The sequence below is a fragment of the Streptomyces sp. HUAS MG56 genome, from assembly GCF_058673395.1.
Genome location: NZ_CM178722.1, coordinates 8,795,145 through 8,810,968 on the forward strand (window position 1 = coordinate 8,795,145; position 15,824 = coordinate 8,810,968).

The 15,824-nt window shown below is 73.4% G+C and carries 18 protein-coding genes, 1 tRNA gene and 1 pseudogene; 13 read left to right on the forward strand and 7 right to left on the reverse strand.

Annotated features, from left to right (window positions below):
- Window positions 1-7: 7 nt before the first annotated feature.
- Window positions 8-622, reverse strand: a complete 615-nt coding sequence (locus tag AC4OXY_RS40640; protein WP_491992226.1) for a TetR family transcriptional regulator C-terminal domain-containing protein — start codon at window positions 620-622, stop codon at window positions 8-10.
- Between the two features lie 68 nt (window positions 623-690).
- Window positions 691-1,881: a Glu/Leu/Phe/Val dehydrogenase dimerization domain-containing protein gene (locus tag AC4OXY_RS40645; protein ID WP_362821765.1), complete on the reverse strand. Its 1,191-nt coding sequence runs from the start codon at window positions 1,879-1,881 to the stop codon at window positions 691-693.
- A gap of 182 nt (window positions 1,882-2,063) precedes the next feature.
- On the opposite strand from AC4OXY_RS40645, the gene AC4OXY_RS40650 reads away from it, so the two are divergent.
- From AC4OXY_RS40650 to AC4OXY_RS40705, 12 genes and pseudogenes are all read left to right on the forward strand, one after another.
- Complete coding sequence (locus tag AC4OXY_RS40650) at window positions 2,064-3,236, forward strand: MBL fold metallo-hydrolase (RefSeq protein WP_356028396.1); 1,173 nt, start codon at window positions 2,064-2,066, stop codon at window positions 3,234-3,236.
- 341 nt (window positions 3,237-3,577) lie between these two features.
- The gene (locus AC4OXY_RS40655) at window positions 3,578-5,575 is read left to right on the forward strand and encodes a sensor histidine kinase (RefSeq protein ID WP_491992227.1); all 1,998 of its coding nucleotides are present in this window, start codon (window positions 3,578-3,580) and stop codon (window positions 5,573-5,575) included.
- A 112-nt stretch (window positions 5,576-5,687) separates the two neighbouring features.
- Window positions 5,688-6,122: a roadblock/LC7 domain-containing protein gene (locus tag AC4OXY_RS40660; protein ID WP_071382987.1), complete on the forward strand. Its 435-nt coding sequence runs from the start codon at window positions 5,688-5,690 to the stop codon at window positions 6,120-6,122.
- A gap of 2 nt (window positions 6,123-6,124) precedes the next feature.
- Window positions 6,125-6,496 carry a DUF742 domain-containing protein gene (locus AC4OXY_RS40665; RefSeq protein WP_071376732.1) on the forward strand — a complete coding sequence of 124 codons (372 nt, stop codon included), beginning with the start codon at window positions 6,125-6,127 and terminating at the stop codon, window positions 6,494-6,496.
- Entirely contained in the window at window positions 6,474-7,073 is a 600-nt protein-coding gene (locus AC4OXY_RS40670) for a GTP-binding protein (protein WP_356028402.1), read from the forward strand. Before AC4OXY_RS40665 ends, AC4OXY_RS40670 begins: the two co-directional genes overlap by 23 nt.
- A 127-nt stretch (window positions 7,074-7,200) precedes the next feature.
- A complete protein-coding gene (locus AC4OXY_RS40675) occupies window positions 7,201-7,776 on the forward strand; it encodes a GAF domain-containing protein (protein ID WP_356028404.1) in 576 nt (191 codons plus the stop codon).
- A 207-nt stretch (window positions 7,777-7,983) separates the two neighbouring features.
- Window positions 7,984-9,012: an L-threonine 3-dehydrogenase gene (gene tdh, locus AC4OXY_RS40680; protein WP_356028406.1), complete on the forward strand. Its 1,029-nt coding sequence runs from the start codon at window positions 7,984-7,986 to the stop codon at window positions 9,010-9,012.
- A gap of 40 nt (window positions 9,013-9,052) precedes the next feature.
- Window positions 9,053-10,252 carry a glycine C-acetyltransferase gene (locus tag AC4OXY_RS40685; RefSeq protein ID WP_356028409.1) on the forward strand — a complete coding sequence of 400 codons (1,200 nt, stop codon included), beginning with the start codon at window positions 9,053-9,055 and terminating at the stop codon, window positions 10,250-10,252.
- A 31-nt stretch (window positions 10,253-10,283) separates the two neighbouring features.
- Window positions 10,284-11,189, forward strand: coding sequence for a LysR family transcriptional regulator (locus AC4OXY_RS40690; RefSeq protein WP_356028411.1), 906 nt, complete (start codon window positions 10,284-10,286; stop codon window positions 11,187-11,189).
- 60 nt (window positions 11,190-11,249) lie between these two features.
- Window positions 11,250-11,318 (forward strand): annotated as a pseudogene (locus tag AC4OXY_RS40695) (transcriptional regulator); the annotation flags it as partial.
- Between the two features lie 68 nt (window positions 11,319-11,386).
- The gene (locus tag AC4OXY_RS40700) at window positions 11,387-11,923 is read left to right on the forward strand and encodes a GNAT family N-acetyltransferase (protein WP_491992228.1); all 537 of its coding nucleotides are present in this window, start codon (window positions 11,387-11,389) and stop codon (window positions 11,921-11,923) included.
- 30 nt (window positions 11,924-11,953) lie between these two features.
- Window positions 11,954-12,313, forward strand: coding sequence for an MmcQ/YjbR family DNA-binding protein (locus tag AC4OXY_RS40705; protein WP_356028415.1), 360 nt, complete (start codon window positions 11,954-11,956; stop codon window positions 12,311-12,313).
- A 44-nt stretch (window positions 12,314-12,357) separates the two neighbouring features.
- On the opposite strand, the gene AC4OXY_RS40710 is transcribed toward AC4OXY_RS40705, so the two are convergent.
- Together AC4OXY_RS40710 and AC4OXY_RS40715 are read right to left on the reverse strand one after the other, a co-directional pair.
- A complete protein-coding gene (locus AC4OXY_RS40710) occupies window positions 12,358-13,287 on the reverse strand; it encodes a transketolase family protein (RefSeq protein WP_491992229.1) in 930 nt (309 codons plus the stop codon).
- A 53-nt stretch (window positions 13,288-13,340) separates the two neighbouring features.
- Window positions 13,341-14,048 carry a thiamine pyrophosphate-binding protein gene (locus tag AC4OXY_RS40715; RefSeq protein WP_362821772.1) on the reverse strand — a complete coding sequence of 236 codons (708 nt, stop codon included), beginning with the start codon at window positions 14,046-14,048 and terminating at the stop codon, window positions 13,341-13,343.
- Between the two features lie 126 nt (window positions 14,049-14,174).
- Between AC4OXY_RS40715 and AC4OXY_RS40720 the strand changes: the two genes are divergently transcribed.
- A tRNA-Pro gene (locus tag AC4OXY_RS40720) sits at window positions 14,175-14,248 on the forward strand.
- 69 nt (window positions 14,249-14,317) lie between these two features.
- On the opposite strand, the gene AC4OXY_RS40725 is transcribed toward AC4OXY_RS40720, so the two are convergent.
- The 3 genes from AC4OXY_RS40725 to AC4OXY_RS40735 form a co-directional block, all read right to left on the reverse strand.
- The gene (locus tag AC4OXY_RS40725) at window positions 14,318-14,491 is read right to left on the reverse strand and encodes a hypothetical protein (RefSeq protein ID WP_356028423.1); all 174 of its coding nucleotides are present in this window, start codon (window positions 14,489-14,491) and stop codon (window positions 14,318-14,320) included.
- A gap of 105 nt (window positions 14,492-14,596) precedes the next feature.
- On the reverse strand, window positions 14,597-14,944 hold the full coding sequence (locus AC4OXY_RS40730) for a hypothetical protein (RefSeq protein WP_491992230.1): 348 nt from the start codon (window positions 14,942-14,944) through the stop codon (window positions 14,597-14,599).
- A 74-nt stretch (window positions 14,945-15,018) separates the two neighbouring features.
- Window positions 15,019-15,816 (reverse strand): COG4705 family protein, encoded by a 798-nt coding sequence (locus tag AC4OXY_RS40735; protein WP_376291416.1) that lies wholly within the window; start codon window positions 15,814-15,816, stop codon window positions 15,019-15,021.
- Window positions 15,817-15,824 lie beyond the last annotated feature (8 nt).

Here is a 15,824-nt window from a genome sequence, read left to right on the forward strand (position 1 = left end):
ACGCGCCTCAGCGCTCGGTCAACGCCTCCCGGGCCAGGCCCAGTTCGCGGGCGAGGGCGTCGTCGACCCACTGCTGGGCCCGGCTGCGCGGCACCGCGCCCGGGTACGACGTCAGCTGCACCGCCAGTCCGTCCAGCAGGGCGGTCAGCCGCAGGGCGGTACCGGCCGGGTCGGCGCACGTGAACTCGCCCGCCGCCACGCCCTCGGCGATCACCTCGGTGATCGCCGCCTTCCACTGCCGGTCCAGGTCCCGGGTGACGTCGCGCAGCGCGGGCTCGCGCAGCGCCACGGCCCAGCCCTCGATCCACAGCCGCCAGCCCTTGGCCTGCCCGGTCGGCGCGTACCAGCGCACCGCCGCGCGCAGCCGGCGCAGCGCGGACGTGCGCCGCCCCAGCAGCTTGCGCAGATGCGCGAGATCGTCCTCGGCCGCGTACGCGAACGCCGCGGCGACCAGCCGCTCCTTCGTCGAGAAGTGGTACAGCACCAGCGCGTTGCTCACCCCGAGCGCCGCGGCCACGTCGGCGATCCTGACCGCCGCCACGCCCCGCGCCTCGATCTGCCCGATGGCGGCCCGCAGCAGTTCCTCCCGCCGCTCGGCCACGCTCAACCGCACTCTCGCCACGCGGTCACCCTAATCCGTTGTCATGGGCAGCGCCGAAGTGCCCCGGTTCCCCCGGACGGTTCCGGCCGTCAGCGGTACCACCCGAAGCGTTCCGCGATCGCCGGCAGCCGGTCGGTCACGAGGGCGTGGGCGGCCGCGCGCGGGGTCGTGCCGTCGGCCTCCGCGCGGTCGAGCATCAGGCCGGTCAGGGCGCGCATGGAGCGCCGGATGTGCGCGAAGGCCCCGTCGGCGTCCGCCCCGATGTCGCCGAACAGGGTCCACCACCACCAGGCGTTCGTCGCCGAGTTGACCACCACGTCCGGCAGCACGGTCACCCCGCGCGCGGTCAGCATTTCCTCCGCCGCGGGCAGGACTGGCATGTTGGCGGCCTCCACGATCCAGCGGGCCCGGATCCGCTCCGCCTCGGCGGTGCCGACGGCGTACGACACCGCCGCCGGCACCAGCACCTCGGCGTCGGCCGACAGCCAGGCGTCGCCGGGCAGTTCCCGGTCGCCGGGGCGCAGCACCCGGCGGTCGACCGTGCCATGGCCGTCCCGCGCGGCCAGCAGGGCCTCGACGTCCAGCCCCGCCGGATTCGCCAGCGTGCCCTTGATGTCGGCGACCGCCACCACCGTCAGCCCCGCGCGCGCGAGGAAGCGCGCGGTGGCGCCGCCCATCGTGCCGAGTCCCTGGAGGGCCACGCGCGTGCCCGCGTACGGCACCGACGCCCGGTCCAGCGCCGTGAGCACCGACTCGGCGACCCCGCAGCCGCCCGCCAGTTCGTCCAGGCCGATGCCGTCCACCTCGACGGCGAAGGCGTCCGCGAGCCGCGCGCGTGCCGCCGCCTCGTCGTCCAGCAGCGGATACACGGCCTGGACGCAGGAGACCAGACCCGCCTCGGCCGCCGCCCGGTCGACCAGGTCCTGGGTGAGGCCGAGGTCCTCGCCGGTGGTCCACAGACTCTCGATGTACGGCCGCATCGCGCGCAGATAGCGCACCAGCAGCCCGTACGCCTCCGGGGCTCGGGGATCGCAGTCGATGCCGCCCTTGGCGCCGCCGAGGGGGACGTAGCGGCCCTCGGGGTCGTAGTGCAGCGCCTCCTTCATCGTCATGCCGCGGGCGAGCCCCGCCACCTCCTCCAGCGTGCAGTCCGGGCGCATCCGCAGCCCGCCGCTGGCCACGCCCCGCACCAGCCGGTCCACGACCAGGAAGCCCCGGCGGCCGGTCACGTGGTCGGTCCAGACGAGCGACATCAGGGGCGTGGGGACGGGCGCCGTCATGGGGTCTCCTCGGGCACGGTACTGAATCGCCAGTCAGTATCCGGAGCCGCTCCGGGCCCTGTCAACGCGCCGAACGCAGGGTCGGCGGGGCCCTGTGAGGCAGGCCTCGTGCTCCGAGGGCCCCGGGTTGTCGGAGGCGCCGACCATAATGGGGAACCTCACCCACTTCACCGGGAGGTACCGTGACCGGTTTGCGTTCCTCGATCTCCGGGCTCCGCGCGCTGCGTCCGGAGGCCTTCGGCGCGGACCCGGGCGGTGAGCGCATGGCACGCATCCGCCGCTCCCCCCACTTCAAGGACGGCGTCTTCCAGAACCCCGGCGGCCCCGCGCGCACCCGCCCCTCCGGCTCCTCGCTGGACCTCGCGAAGGTCTTCCTCGACAAGGAGACCCGGCCGCTGCGCGCCCCGAAGGGCACCGTCCCGGTGTACCCCACGACCTTCGCCGACCTGGCCAAGCCGCCCGCCACGGGGCTGCGGCTGACCTGGGCGGGACACTCCAGCGTGCTGGCGGAGATCGACGGCCACCGGGTCCTGTTCGACCCGGTCTGGGGCGAGCGCTGTTCGCCGTTCCCGTTCGCCGGACCCCGGCGGCTGCACCCGGTTCCGCTGCCGCTGGCCGCGCTGGGCCCGGTCGACGTCGTGGTGATCTCGCACGACCACTACGACCACCTCGACCTGCCCACGATCAAGGCGCTGGCCGGCACGGACACCGTGTTCGCCGTGCCGCTCGGCGTCGGCGCCCACCTCGAACGCTGGGGCGTCTCCGCGGACCGGCTGCGCGAGCTGGACTGGCACGAGTCCACCAGGGTCGGCGGACTGACCCTCACCGCCACCCCGGCCCGCCACTTCTGCGGCCGCGCCCTGCGCAACACCCAGCACACCCTCTGGGCCTCCTGGGTCGTCGCCGGCGAGGAGCACCGGATCTACCACAGCGGCGACACCGGCTACTTCGACGGCTTCGAGGACATCGGCGCCGCCCACGGCCCGTTCGACGCCACGATGATCCAGATCGGGGCGTACAGCGAGTTCTGGCCCGACATCCACATGCGCCCCGACGAGGGCCTGCGCGCCCACCTGGACCTCCAGGGCGGCGCACCGCACGGCGCGCTGCTGCCGATCCACTGGGGCACGTTCAACCTCGCCCCGCACCCGTGGGCGGAGCCGGGGGAGTGGACCAAGGAGGCGGCCGAGGAGGTCGGTCAGGCGGTGGCCCTGCCCCGGCCCGGCGAGCCCTTCGAACCGGCGGGCAAGCTCCCGGCCGAGGCCTGGTGGCGGGGCGTCGCGGCCACGGAGCGACGGACCTGGCGCTCGGTCGGTGCACTGGTGGCGGAGCCGCCCGCGCGGGGCCGGTCGTAGGACGCGGCCGACGGCCAGGAAGGTCTGCCCGACCGGCCAGCAAAGGCCAAAGCAGATACTCTCCGTAATAATCCGCCCCAGGTGATCGACGTGCGGGCCGGGCCGATTCCATGCCCGGCCGGTTAATCGGTCTGTCGTACGAGGCTTCATACCAGAGCGGGACGCTCCTCGGGGGAGTTTGTCAACTGCCCACCGCACATGATGCTCAGGCCATTACTGTGAGTGTCCGTCGGCTGACGGGTGGCCGGATTTCCCGGCTCCGTCCGCCGACGCTGCGATGACGCATGCCCGCCTCGCACATCCCGCGAGGACAGGCCCGACGGACCAGTACGAGGACGCAGATGTCTCACCTCCGAGCACCGGCCACGCGCGCCGACCGCCGAGAGGGCGGGCGGCACGGGCGGCCGGGCGCCCGAACCGCTCCCGCACTGCCCGAAATGCACATACGGCCCCAGCTCATGCGGCTCGCCGTGCTGCCGCCGCTCGCGGTCGCGCTCAGCGCCAGCGCCGCGGTCCTGTTCAGCATCCGCTCCACCGGCGCCCGCACCGGCCCCGTCCTGTGGGCCGTGCTCGCCGGAGCGGTCACCGTGACCGTCGCCGGCATCCTCATCGCCGCCGTGGCCGCCGACCGCGCCGCCCGCTCGGTCGCCGACCGCGTCGACGTCCTGCGCCGCACCGCCGCGCGCGGCGAGGCCGACCTGCACGCGCTGGTCGACGCGCTGCGCCAGGGCGAGGCGCCGCCGCAGCGCTCCACGCGCCGCCGACTGCCCGCCGACGCCGACGACTTCGAGCTGCTCGCCGCCGACCTGGCCCGTGCGCACGACGGCGCCGTCACCGCCGTCGTACGCGCCGCCCAGCTCTCCAGCCACGCGGGCAGCGAGCAGAAGCTGGAGGTGTTCGTCAACCTCGCGCGTCGGCTTCAGTCCCTCGTGCACCGGGAGATCTCGATCCTCGACGAGCTGGAGAACGAGATCGAGGACCCCGACCTGCTCAAGGGCCTGTTCCACGTGGACCACCTGGCCACCCGGATCCGGCGGCACGCCGAGAACCTCGCCGTGCTCGGCGGCGCCGTCTCCCGGCGGCAGTGGAGCAACCCGGTGAGCATGACCGAGGTGCTGCGCTCCGCCATCGCCGAGGTCGAGCAGTACTCCCGGGTCAAACTGGTGCCGCCGATCGACGGCGAGCTGCGCGGCCACGCCGTCGCCGACGTCATCCACCTGCTCGCCGAACTCATCGAGAACGCCTCGGTGTTCTCCGCCCCGCAGACCCAGGTGCTGCTCCGCGCGGGCCTCGTCACCTCCGGGCTCGCCGTGGAGGTCGAGGACCGCGGACTCGGCATGCCCGTCGGCGAGCAGAACCGGATGAACGCCCTGCTCGCCGACCCCGACCAGGTCAACGTCGCCAGCCTGCTGGCCGACGGCCGCATCGGGCTCTACGTCGTCTCCCAGCTCGCCCGCCGGCACGGCATCCACGTCCGCCTCCAGACCAACATCTACGGCGGTGTCCAGGCCGTACTCGTCGTCCCGCAGGCGCTGTTGGGCACGGCGGCGGCGCCCGGCGAGCCGACAGCGGCCGAAGCGCAGGCGCGGGTCCAGCCACAACCCCACTCGCACCCGCACCCGCAGCAGCAGCCGCAGATTCAGGTTCAGACGCAGGCTCAGGTGTCCGCGGCGGTCTCCCCGCAGGGTGTCGTGGACCGGCCGCCGGCCGCCCACGCTTCCGGCACCGGCCACACCCCCGGTGAGGTCAGGCGGACCGGTACCGGGAACAGCGGAGCCGAACAGCACAGGGCCCCGGCCGAGTCGAGCCGCCGCGGCGCCGAGGACGCGCGCGGGGAGCGGGACGCCGGGGCGCCCGCGCCGCTGCCCGTGCGGGGCGCCCGGCAGGACCGGCCCACCCCCGCCGCGGCCGTCCCCGGCATCGGCGCCGGGGACCGGTCCGCCGTGGAGGCGCACGCGGGCGTCCTGCCCACCCCGCGCACCGGCGCCGTGCGCGGCACCATGGGCAAGCCCCAACTGCCCCGCCGCCGCGCCCAGGAACACATCGTCCCCGAGCTGCGCGGCGGCCCGGCACCCCGCCGGGACGCCGACACCGTCGCGGGCCACGACCCGGGGCTGATGGCCGCCTTCCAGCGCGGGATCGGACTCGCCGAGGCCCAGCAGCACCTCGAACACCTCGAACACCTTGAGAACACAGCGGCCGTACCCATGGAGCCCCCACCCATGAACGGGGCGGAACTCCTGGGACCGACGCCCATATCCCCAGGGCGCGCCCCCGCGCCCGGAATCGACGGTGCCCATGGCGTCGGCCGGTCCGACGGGAGCGCCCCGGCCGGCTGACCGCCGCGCACCCACCCCCGCCCACCCCCGCTCCACCCGACCTCTCCCCGACCTTCCCCCCTCGACTGTCCGCGCTCCCGCAGACCTTCGTACCCCAAGGAGTCGATCCACCATGGCGAGCGATGCGCCGACCGCCCATGCATCCGACCTCGACTGGCTGCTGAGCGGCCTCGTGCAGCGCGTACCGCACACCACCAGCGCGGTGCTCCTGTCCTGCGACGGGCTGGTGAAGTCCGTGCACGGCCTCGACATCGACAGCGCCGACCACATGGCCGCCCTGGCCTCCGGCCTGTACTCGCTGGGCCGCAGCGCGGGCGTCCGGTTCGGCGACGGCGGGGACGTCCGCCAGGTCGTCGTCGAACTCGATTCGAGCCTGCTGTTCGTCACCACCGCGGGCTCCGGCACCTGTCTCGCCGTGCTCGCCGGGCGCGAGGCCGACGCCGCCGTGCTCGGTTACGAGATGGCGATGCTCGTCAAGAGCGTCCGCCCCTACCTGGTGACCGCGCCCCGCCAGCACCCCGTCGACTCCGCGGCGACGAGGCCTTGAGCGTGGCCGCAGCCGGCGACGGGCCCTGGCTGGACGACGCGGCCGGACGGCTCGTGCGCCCGTTCACGGTCAGCAACGGACGCACCGAGCCCAGCGTCGCCCTGGACCTGATGTCGCAGGTGATGGCCACCGGCGTCGCCCCGCTCGGCTACCTCGGTCCCGAGCACGCCCAGGCCCTGGACCTGTGCCGCGGGCCCGTCTCGGTCGCCGAGGTCGCAGCCCAGCTGAAACTGCCCGCGGTGGTCACCAAGGTGCTGCTCTCCGACCTCGTCGACTGCGGGGCGCTGACCACCAAGCCCCCCGTCTTCCACCACACACCCACTGACCGGTCTCTGCTGGAGGCAGTGCTCGATGGACTACGACGACAGCTCTGACCCGTTCCCGACCGCGCTGAAGATCCTCGTCGCGGGCGGGTTCGGGGTCGGCAAGACGACCTTCGTGGGCGCGGTCAGCGAGATCGCCCCGCTCAGCACGGAGGAGCTGCTCACCACGGTCAGCGTCGGAACGGACAGTCTCGACGGCATCGAGAACAAGATGGAGACCACGGTCGCCATGGACTTCGGCCGGATCACCCTCGATCCGGAGCATGTGCTGTACCTGTTCGGCACGCCCGGGCAGGAGCGGTTCTGGTTCATGTGGGACGAGCTGTCCGAGGGCGCGCTCGGCGCGGTCATCCTCGCCGACACCCGGCGCCTGGAGGACTGCTTCGCGGCCGTGGACTTCTTCGAGGAGCGCGGGCTCGGCTTCATCGTCGCCGTCAACGAGTTCGACGGCGGCTACCGCTACGACCCCGAAGAGGTCCGCGCCGCCATCGACCTCGACCCGGAGATCCCCGTCGTCCGCTGCGACGCGCGCATCTCCAGTTCCGGCGTGCAGACCCTGCTCACCCTCGTCCGCCACCTCCTGGCCCATGCCCCGGCGACCGCGCCGAGCCATGGCGCCCGCCGGTGATCCCGCCCTCTCGCCCACGGAGTTCCCGTATGACGTACACCCGCAGCGCCGAAGCCCCGCCAGGAGCACGGTCACGAGCCGGCACCGCGGCGGGGCCGGGGCCGGACGTACGGCCCGGAGCCCGGCCATGAGCTACGAGCCGCCCCGGCCGGTCCGGGGTCTGCTGCTCACCCCCGAGGACAGGGAGGCCCCCGCCCGTGTGCACCGGCTGCGCCGGCTCGGCCTGGCGGACCGCCCCGACCCGGCGCTGGACTCCTTCGCGGATCATCTCGCCCGGCTCACCGGCGCGCCGTACGCCATGGTCAACTTCATCGGCGAGGAGCACCAGTTCTTCGCCGGCCTGAGCGCCCCCGCCGTCGCGCCGGTCGTCCGCGAGGACGGCAGCAGCGCCGAGCTCGGCCGGGTGCTGCCCCGCGACCACGGGTTCTGCCCCCATGTGGTGGTCCGCCACAAGGCGCTGGTCCTGGAGGACGTCCGCGACTACCCGCGCTTCGCGGGCAACCCGGTCGTCGACGCCTACGGCATCCGCTCCTACCTCGGCGCCCCGCTCATCGACAGCTCCGGCATGGCGCTCGGCACCGTGTGCGCGGCCGACGTCGAGCCCCGGGTGTGGGGCAGGGCGGGCCTGGAGGGCATCAAGGCGCTCGCCGCCGACCTCGTCGTACGCCTCGAACGCAGCGCCGAGGACGGGTTACCGCTCTGAGCACGGTGGCCTCAAGCCCTGTGGCCCGTACCGGGGTGCGGGAAACTCCGGAGGCGTGAAGGAAAGCTGAGGCGGCGGTTAAGAAAAGCTCGATGGACCCGCGGCCCGCGCATACGGCAGATTGCAGGGTGATTCCACCCCTCTGACCCGGTGCGGGCGCCTTCGGCATGCCCGCGGGCCGGGATCTCACGCACAGGAGCCGCATTCGTGAAGGCGCTGGTCAAGCAGAAGGCGGAGCCGGGACTCTGGCTGACGGACGTCCCGGAGCCCGAGATCGGCCCCGGAGACGTACTGATCAAGGTCATGCGGACGGGTATCTGCGGCACCGACCTGCACATCCGGGCCTGGGACGGCTGGGCGCAGCAGGCGATCAGCACCCCGCTCACGGTCGGGCACGAGTTCGTCGGCCAGGTCGTCGAGACCGGCCGGGACGTGACCGACATCCGCATAGGGGACCGTGTCAGCGGCGAGGGCCATCTGGTGTGCGGCAAGTGCCGCAACTGCCTGGCCGGACGCCGTCACCTCTGCCGGGCCACCGTCGGCCTCGGGGTCGGCCGCGACGGCGCGTTCGCCGAGTACGTGGCCCTGCCCGCGACCAACGTGTGGGTGCACCGCGTCCCCGTCGAGCTCGACGTCGCCGCGATCTTCGACCCGTTCGGCAACGCCGTGCACACCGCGCTGTCCTTCCCGCTGGTCGGCGAGGACGTCCTGATCACCGGCGCCGGACCGATCGGCCTGATGGCCGCCGCCGTCGCCCGGCACGCCGGCGCCCGCAACGTCGTCGTCACCGACGTCAGCGAGGAGCGCCTGGAGCTGGCCCGCAAGATAGGGGTGAGTCTGGCGTTGAACGTCGCACGGTCCACCATCGCCGACGGCCAGCGCGAGCTCGGCCTGCGCGAGGGCTTCGACATCGGCCTGGAGATGTCCGGCCGCCCCGAGGCCATGCGGGACATGATCGCCAACATGACGCACGGCGGCCGCATCGCGATGCTCGGCCTGCCCGCGCAGGAGTTCCCGGTCGACTGGTCCCGGATCGTCACCTCGATGATCACCATCAAGGGCATCTACGGCCGCGAGATGTTCGAGACCTGGTACGCGATGTCGGTGCTGCTGGAGGGCGGCCTGGACCTCGCCCCCGTGATCACCGGCCGGTACGGCTACCGCGACTTCGAGGCGGCCTTCGCCGACGCCGCGAGCGGCAAGGGCGGCAAGGTCATCCTCGACTGGACCGCGTAAGCAACCCCTGTTCCGCGCACGCACTTTCAGGAGCTTCCCCATGTTCGACACCGTCCGCGACGACCTGCGCGCCACCCTCGACGAGATCCGCGCCGCCGGCCTGCACAAGCCCGAGCGGGTCATCGGCACCCCGCAGTCCGCGACCGTCGCCGTCACCGCCGGCGGCCGCCCCGGCGAGGTCCTCAACTTCTGCGCCAACAACTACCTCGGCCTCGCCGACCACCCCGAGGTGATCGCCGCCGCCCACGAGGCCCTGGACCGCTGGGGCTACGGCATGGCCTCGGTCCGCTTCATCTGCGGCACCCAGGAGGTGCACAAGGAGCTGGAGGCGCGCCTCGCGTCCTTCCTCGGGCAGGAGGACACGATCCTGTACTCCTCCTGCTTCGACGCCAACGGCGGTGTCTTCGAGACGCTGCTCGGCGAGGAGGACGCGGTGATCTCCGACGCCCTCAACCACGCCTCCATCATCGACGGCATCCGCCTGTCCAAGGCCCGCCGCTTCCGCTACGCCAACCGCGACCTCGCCGACCTGGAGGCGAAGCTCAAGGAGGCCACCGAGGGCGGCGCCCGCCGGAAGCTGATCGTCACCGACGGCGTCTTCTCCATGGACGGCTATGTGGCGCCCCTGCGCGAGATCTGCGACCTCGCCGACCGCCACGACGCGATGGTCATGGTGGACGACTCGCACGCCGTCGGCTTCGTCGGCCCCTCCGGCCGCGGCACCCCCGAGCTGCACGGCGTCATGGACCGCGTCGACATCGTCACCGGCACCCTCGGCAAGGCCCTCGGCGGCGCCTCCGGCGGCTACGTCGCCGCCCGTGCCGAGATCGTCGCCCTGCTGCGCCAGCGCTCCCGCCCCTACCTGTTCTCCAACACCCTCGCCCCGGTGATCGCCGCCGCCTCCCTGAAGGTGCTCGACCTGCTGGAGTCGGCGGACGACCTGCGCGTCCGGCTGACCGAGAACACCGCCCTGTTCCGCCGCCGGATGACCGAGGAGGGCTTCGACATCCTCCCCGGTGACCACGCCATCGCCCCCGTGATGATCGGCGACGCGTCCCGGGCCGGCCGCATGGCCGAGCTGCTGCTGGAGCGCGGGGTGTACGTGATCGGCTTCTCGTACCCGGTCGTCCCGCAGGGCCAGGCCCGCATCCGCGTCCAGCTGTCCGCCGCGCACTCCACGGACGACGTCGACCGCGCGGTGGACGCGTTCGTCGCCGCCCGCGCGGAACTGGAGGCCTGAACAGCTCGGACGTCTTGCGATAATTGAGGACATGATCGAGGCACGGCGGCTCCACATCCTCCGTGCGGTGGCCGACCACCGCACGGTCACGGCGGCGGCCGCCGCGCTCTATCTCACCCCCTCCGCCGTCTCCCAGCAGCTCACGGCCCTGGAGCAGGAGACCGGCCACCGGCTGGTCGAGCGCAGCGCGAAGGGGGTACGGCTCACCCCGGCCGGCGAGATCCTGCTCGGCCACACCAACGCGGTCCTCGCCCAGCTGGAGCGGGCCGAGGCGGAGCTGGCGGCGTACGGCTCGGGCGAGGCGGGCACGGTCACCGTGGCCGCCTTCGCGACCGGCATCGCCCAGGTCGTGGCCCCGGCCGTGGCCCGGCTCGCCGACACGGCGCCCGGCATACGCATCCGTGTCCAGGACGCGGAGGGCGACGCGAGCCTGCCCATGGTGCTGGACCGGCAGGTCGACGTGGCGGTCGCGGTGGAGTACCGGGGCGCACCGCCGGCCGACGACCCCCGGCTCACCCATGTCCCGCTCTACGCCGAGCCGTTCGACGCCGTCGTGCCGGTCGGCCACCGCCTCGCGGACACCGCCGAGGTCCCCCTCGCCGACCTGGCCAAGGATCCCTGGATCGGCCCGTACCCCGGCAATCCCTGTCACGAGGTGGTCGTCCTCGCCTGCGAGAGCGCGGGCTTCCAGCCGCGGCTGGAGCACTCCTCCGACGACTTCCGTGCCGTCGTTGCCCTGGCCTCGGCCGGCGCGGGCGTGGCCCTCGTACCGCGCTCGGCGCTGAACGGCATGGACCTGACCCGGGTGATCGTCCGCCCCGTCGACGGCGTGGCCCCGACCCGCCGCGTCTTCGCCGCCGTACGGCGCGGAGCCGAGGGGCACCCGCTGATCCGCCCGGTGCTGGAGGCGCTGGGGCGGGCGGCGCAGGAGGCGTGAGCGGGCGAAGAGGTGAGGGCGTGAGGCTTTCGTAACGCGGCCGTCTCCTGTCCGGGTTAGCGTCCCGGCGTGAGCCGCTCGACCCTGTCACGCGCCGAACGCGCCGAGATCAGCCCCACCGCCACCCTGGAGGTGACCGTCGGGGAACACGCCCACCACCCGGACACCGGCGACTGCCCGCTGGTGGTGGTGCGTCCGTGAGGGTGGAGCGCTGGGACGGCGGCCAGGTACGGGAGCGGGCGGGGGAGTTGGCGGAGCTGCTGGCGGACACCGTGTCCGACGGCGCCTCGGTCGGCTTCCTCGCCCCGCTCGGGCACGCGGAGGCCGCCGCCTGGTGGCGGGAGCGGGCGGCTGCTGCGGCGGCGGGCCGGCTCGCGGTGTGGGCGGCCGTGGCCGACACCGGCCGGGTCGCCGGGACCGTGAGCCTCGCCCACCCCGACAAGCCGAACAGCCGCCACCGCGCGGAACTGGTGAAGCTGATGGTGCACCGCTCCGCGCGCGGGCGGGGCCTCGGCCGCCTCCTCCTCGCCACCGCCGAGGAAGCCGCCGCCGCGACCGGCATCACCCTGCTCCACCTCGACACCGAGACCGACAGCCCGGCCGAGCACCTCTACCGCTCGGCCGGCTGGACCCGGGCCGGCGTCATCCCCGACTACGCGCTGAGCCCGGCGGGCGAGCTGCGGCCGACGACGCTGTATTTCAAGCGGCTCGATTTTCAGCGGCTCGCAGGATGACTGTCAGTGGCAGGGGCTACGGTGCGTTGCATGCCGGACGCTGAAGACGTACGCCGTATCGCCCTGTCCCTGCCGGAGACCACCGAGAAGATCGCCTGGAGCATGCCCACCTTCCGGGTGGCCGGGAAGATGTTCGCGACCCTGCCCGAGGAGGAGACGTCCATCGCCGTGCGCTGCCCCAAGGAGGAGCGCGAGGAGCTGGTGCTGGCCGAGCCCGAGAAGTTCTGGGTCGCCGACCACGAGGCCCAGTTCGCCTGGGTGAGAGCGAGACTCGGCGCGCTGGAGGACGAGGACGAGCTGCGCGACATCCTCGCCGACTCCTGGCGCCAGGCCGCCCCGCCCCGACTCCTCGACGTCCACCCCGAGTTGGGCCGCCCGTCCGCGGACTGAGAATTCCCGCACGACACGACCGCACCGCCCAGGACGCACACGGGTCACACCGCGGCGTCGGCGGGCACCCGCCCCGCAGCCTCCACGAACGCGCCGATCCGCTCCCGCAGGCTCCGCGCGTCCAGCCCGTGCGCGGCCACGTGCTCCTCGACCGTCCCGTAGCGGCGCAGCTCCCGGCGTCCCACGCCCAGGCCCAGCACCCGGTGCGGCACGTCGGACAGGGCCTCGCTCACCGCGGCCGTCGAGGTGCCGGCCAGATACGGCTCGACCAGGACGACGTCGGTGCCCGCCGCCTCCGTGGCCCGGCGCAGGCCCGCCGCGTCGAAGGGCCGTACGGTCGTCGCGTACAGCACGGTCACGTCCAGCCCCTCCGTGGCGGCGAGGACGGCGTCCAGCATCGGCCCGACCGCGACGACCACTCCGGCGCGGCCCTCGCGGACCGTGACGAGGTGCCGTCCGTCGATCACCCGCCCCCGCCGGTTGGACTGGACGGAGAGCCGCACGTAGACCTTGTCGTCGCCCGCGGCGACCGCGTGGTGCAGCAGGGTCTCCGCCTCGTCCGGGTGCCCGGGCACATGGACGGTCCAGCCGTCCAGGGTGTCGAGGAGCGCCACGTCCCCGGGGGACATGTGGGTGTAGCCGCCCGCCGGCCAGTCGAACGAGGCCGCCGCGCTGACCAGCACCGCCCCCGCCTCCTGGTGCCCCAGATCCAGCTTGACCTGCTCGAACGGCCGCTCCACGAGGAAGCTCGCGAAGGTGTGCACGACGGGGCGCAGCCCGGTCAGCGCCAGCCCGGCCGCCGCCCCGACCAGCAGCTGCTCCCGGATGCCGACGTTGATCACCCGGTCGGGATGCCGGGCCATGGCCTCGCGGAAGCCGTCCTTGCCGATCTCGGCGAGGACCACCGCGACCCGCGGATCCTCGTCCAGGATCCGGGAGACGACGGGGGCGAATCGGTCACGCATGGTTTCCATGAAAGAGAGCCCTTCGAGAGTGCGGGGGAGGAGGGGAGCCAGGCGGTGGGGAGTCAGGCGGTCTTCGGCTCGACCCGGGCCACGACCACGTGCGGCCGCCCGGGATGCGGCGCGGTGAAGGCGGCGTACAGGGCCTCGTGGTCGCGTCCGTCGACGGTCACCGCGGACCAGCCCGCGGCCTCGAACCGGGCGGCGATCCCGCCGGGCCGCGCATGGCTGGCGGAGGAGTTGTCGACCACGATCGTGTGCAGCCGCTCCAGGGCTGCGGGCCCCGCGAAGGCGATCGCCTCGTGGTTGCTGCCCTCGTCCAGCTCGGCGTCCCCGATCAGCACCCAGACCGCCGGGTCGTCGAGCCCCTGCGCCCGCAGCCCCAGGGCGCTGCCCACGGCGATGGGCAGCCCGTGCCCGAGCGACCCGCTCGCGATCTCGGCCCCCGGCACCAGGACCCGGTCCGGGTGATGGCCGAGCGGGGAGTCGTACGCCCCGAACCCGGACAGCCAGTCGACCGGTACGAACCCCCGCGCGGCCAGCACCGCGTAGTACGCCATCGGCCCGTGCCCCTTGCTCAGCAGGAACCGGTCCCGGGCCGGATCGGCCTGCCGCTGCGGAGTCACCCTCAGCACCCGGTCGTAGAGCACCCACAGCACGTCGAGCGTGGAGGTGGCCGCCGGTCCGTGCTTCTCGTCGCCGGTCATCAGGCCCATCAGCCCGGGGAGATCGTCGTAGCCGTAGGTCCGGCCGTGGTCCGCTGTGATCGTCATGCCGTCGATCGTGCAACCTCAACCAAACTTGAGGTCAACGGCGAAAAGCGGGGCGCGGCGACCGAGCCGAGTGCGGTATTGTTTCCCTGCGCGTTTCGACCGGGGAAACCCCAGGTCAAACGGCATCGGGACGTGGCGCAGCTTGGTAGCGCACTTGACTGGGGGTCAAGGGGTCGCAGGTTCAAATCCTGTCGTCCCGACGTGTATGGCATGCACGTCAGGGGTCGTGTCGGATAAGTCCGGCAGGACCCCTTTCTGCTTCTCCCGGCTCACTCCCGACGCAGGTCGAACGTCAGGTTCGTGATGTCACGGGCCTGGAGCACCGGACCGTTCTGCGTGCCCCCGTCGATGGTGTTGTGCACGGCGCCGCCGGTGTCGCCCTGCACGCTGAGCCACCATTGCTCCGGCCGCGCGCGGAACTCGTCGTCGAGGGCCGCCCGCACGCCGAGCGCGGTGGCCAGGTCCTGGGCATGGGCGGTCGGGTCCTCGCCGGACTCCTCGTCCGCAGTCCGCCGGAAGGGGCGGCGGACCAGCGCGGCCAGTCCCTGTCAGGCGTTCCGTCCGGCCTCGCCGCCGAGGTTTCTGGCCAGCGAGGTGAGCGCGGCCGCGGTGATCGGTGTGTGCGGCCAGCTCAGGGCGCCCTGTGCGGCGCCCGCCCCGCCCGCGTCGCGATGTGGCCGGATCCGTTCTCGCCCGGAGGGGAGACGCGCAACAGGAGGGACGGGTGCGGGGATGCGGTCGTCGGGGCCCGGACGTGCGACCGCGGCCGTCGAGGGCGCACGGGTCATGTCGGGCCGTCGGCAGCCGAGTTGGCCGGAACCGGTGAGGTCGGCGAGGCCGCCGTCGCGGGCGCGTGCTGTCCCGGCCGGCGGCCGAACCGACCGGAGAGCGGACATCCTCCTGTGAGCCGGGAGCCGGGAGCCGGGAGCCGGGAGCCGGGAGCCGGCCCCCGAGTCCAGGAGGGTCCCTGTCAGGCGGCAGGCGCGGTGTCCCGCCGCGACAGCGCGAGGAAGACCACGAAGCCGACGATCGCCACCGTCCAGGAGAGCGTCACCGGGCCGAGACCCCAGTCCAGGCCGCCGCGCTTGCCCGGCAGCGCCATCCAGTCGGCGAGGGAGGCGCCGAGCGGGCGGGTGATGACGTACGCCGTCCAGAACGCGGTCACCGCGCCCAGCAGGCCGCCGCGGTGGGCGACGGCCGGGACGCAGATCGCCACGGCGAACAGGACGGCCGAGCCCAGGTAGCCGAGGCCGATGGTCGCGGTGAGGTCGCCCGCGGCGGTGCCCAGCGCGAACGTGGCGAGGACGGCCGCCCAGTAGAAGAACTCCCGGCGGCGCGTACGGATGGAGTGGATGGACAGGGTGCGCTCGCTCGCGTACCAGAGCGCGAACACGGCCGCGAGGGCGGCGAGGAAGAGCGGGGTGGACAGGGTGTACGGGACCCCGAGCCCCACGTGGAGCACGTCGGCGGCCATCGTGCCGAACACGCTGACCATGACGATCGCCGTCCAGTAGATCCAGGCCACGTACCGGCGGACGGCGAACTGGAGCACGAGCGCCCCGGCGAAGGCGAGAAAGCCGAGGGCGACCGCCGGGACCGGGCCCAGCAGGTGGCCCAGGAAGTCGGAGGCGGTCTCGCCCATGCCGGTGGTGAGGACCTTGATGATCCAGAAGTAGACGGTGACCTCCGGCACCTTGTTCGCGCTCTCGCGTATGCGCGCGCGTGCGTTACCGCGTGGCGGGTCCTGGAGGACGTGCTCTGTGCTCATGGCTCGCA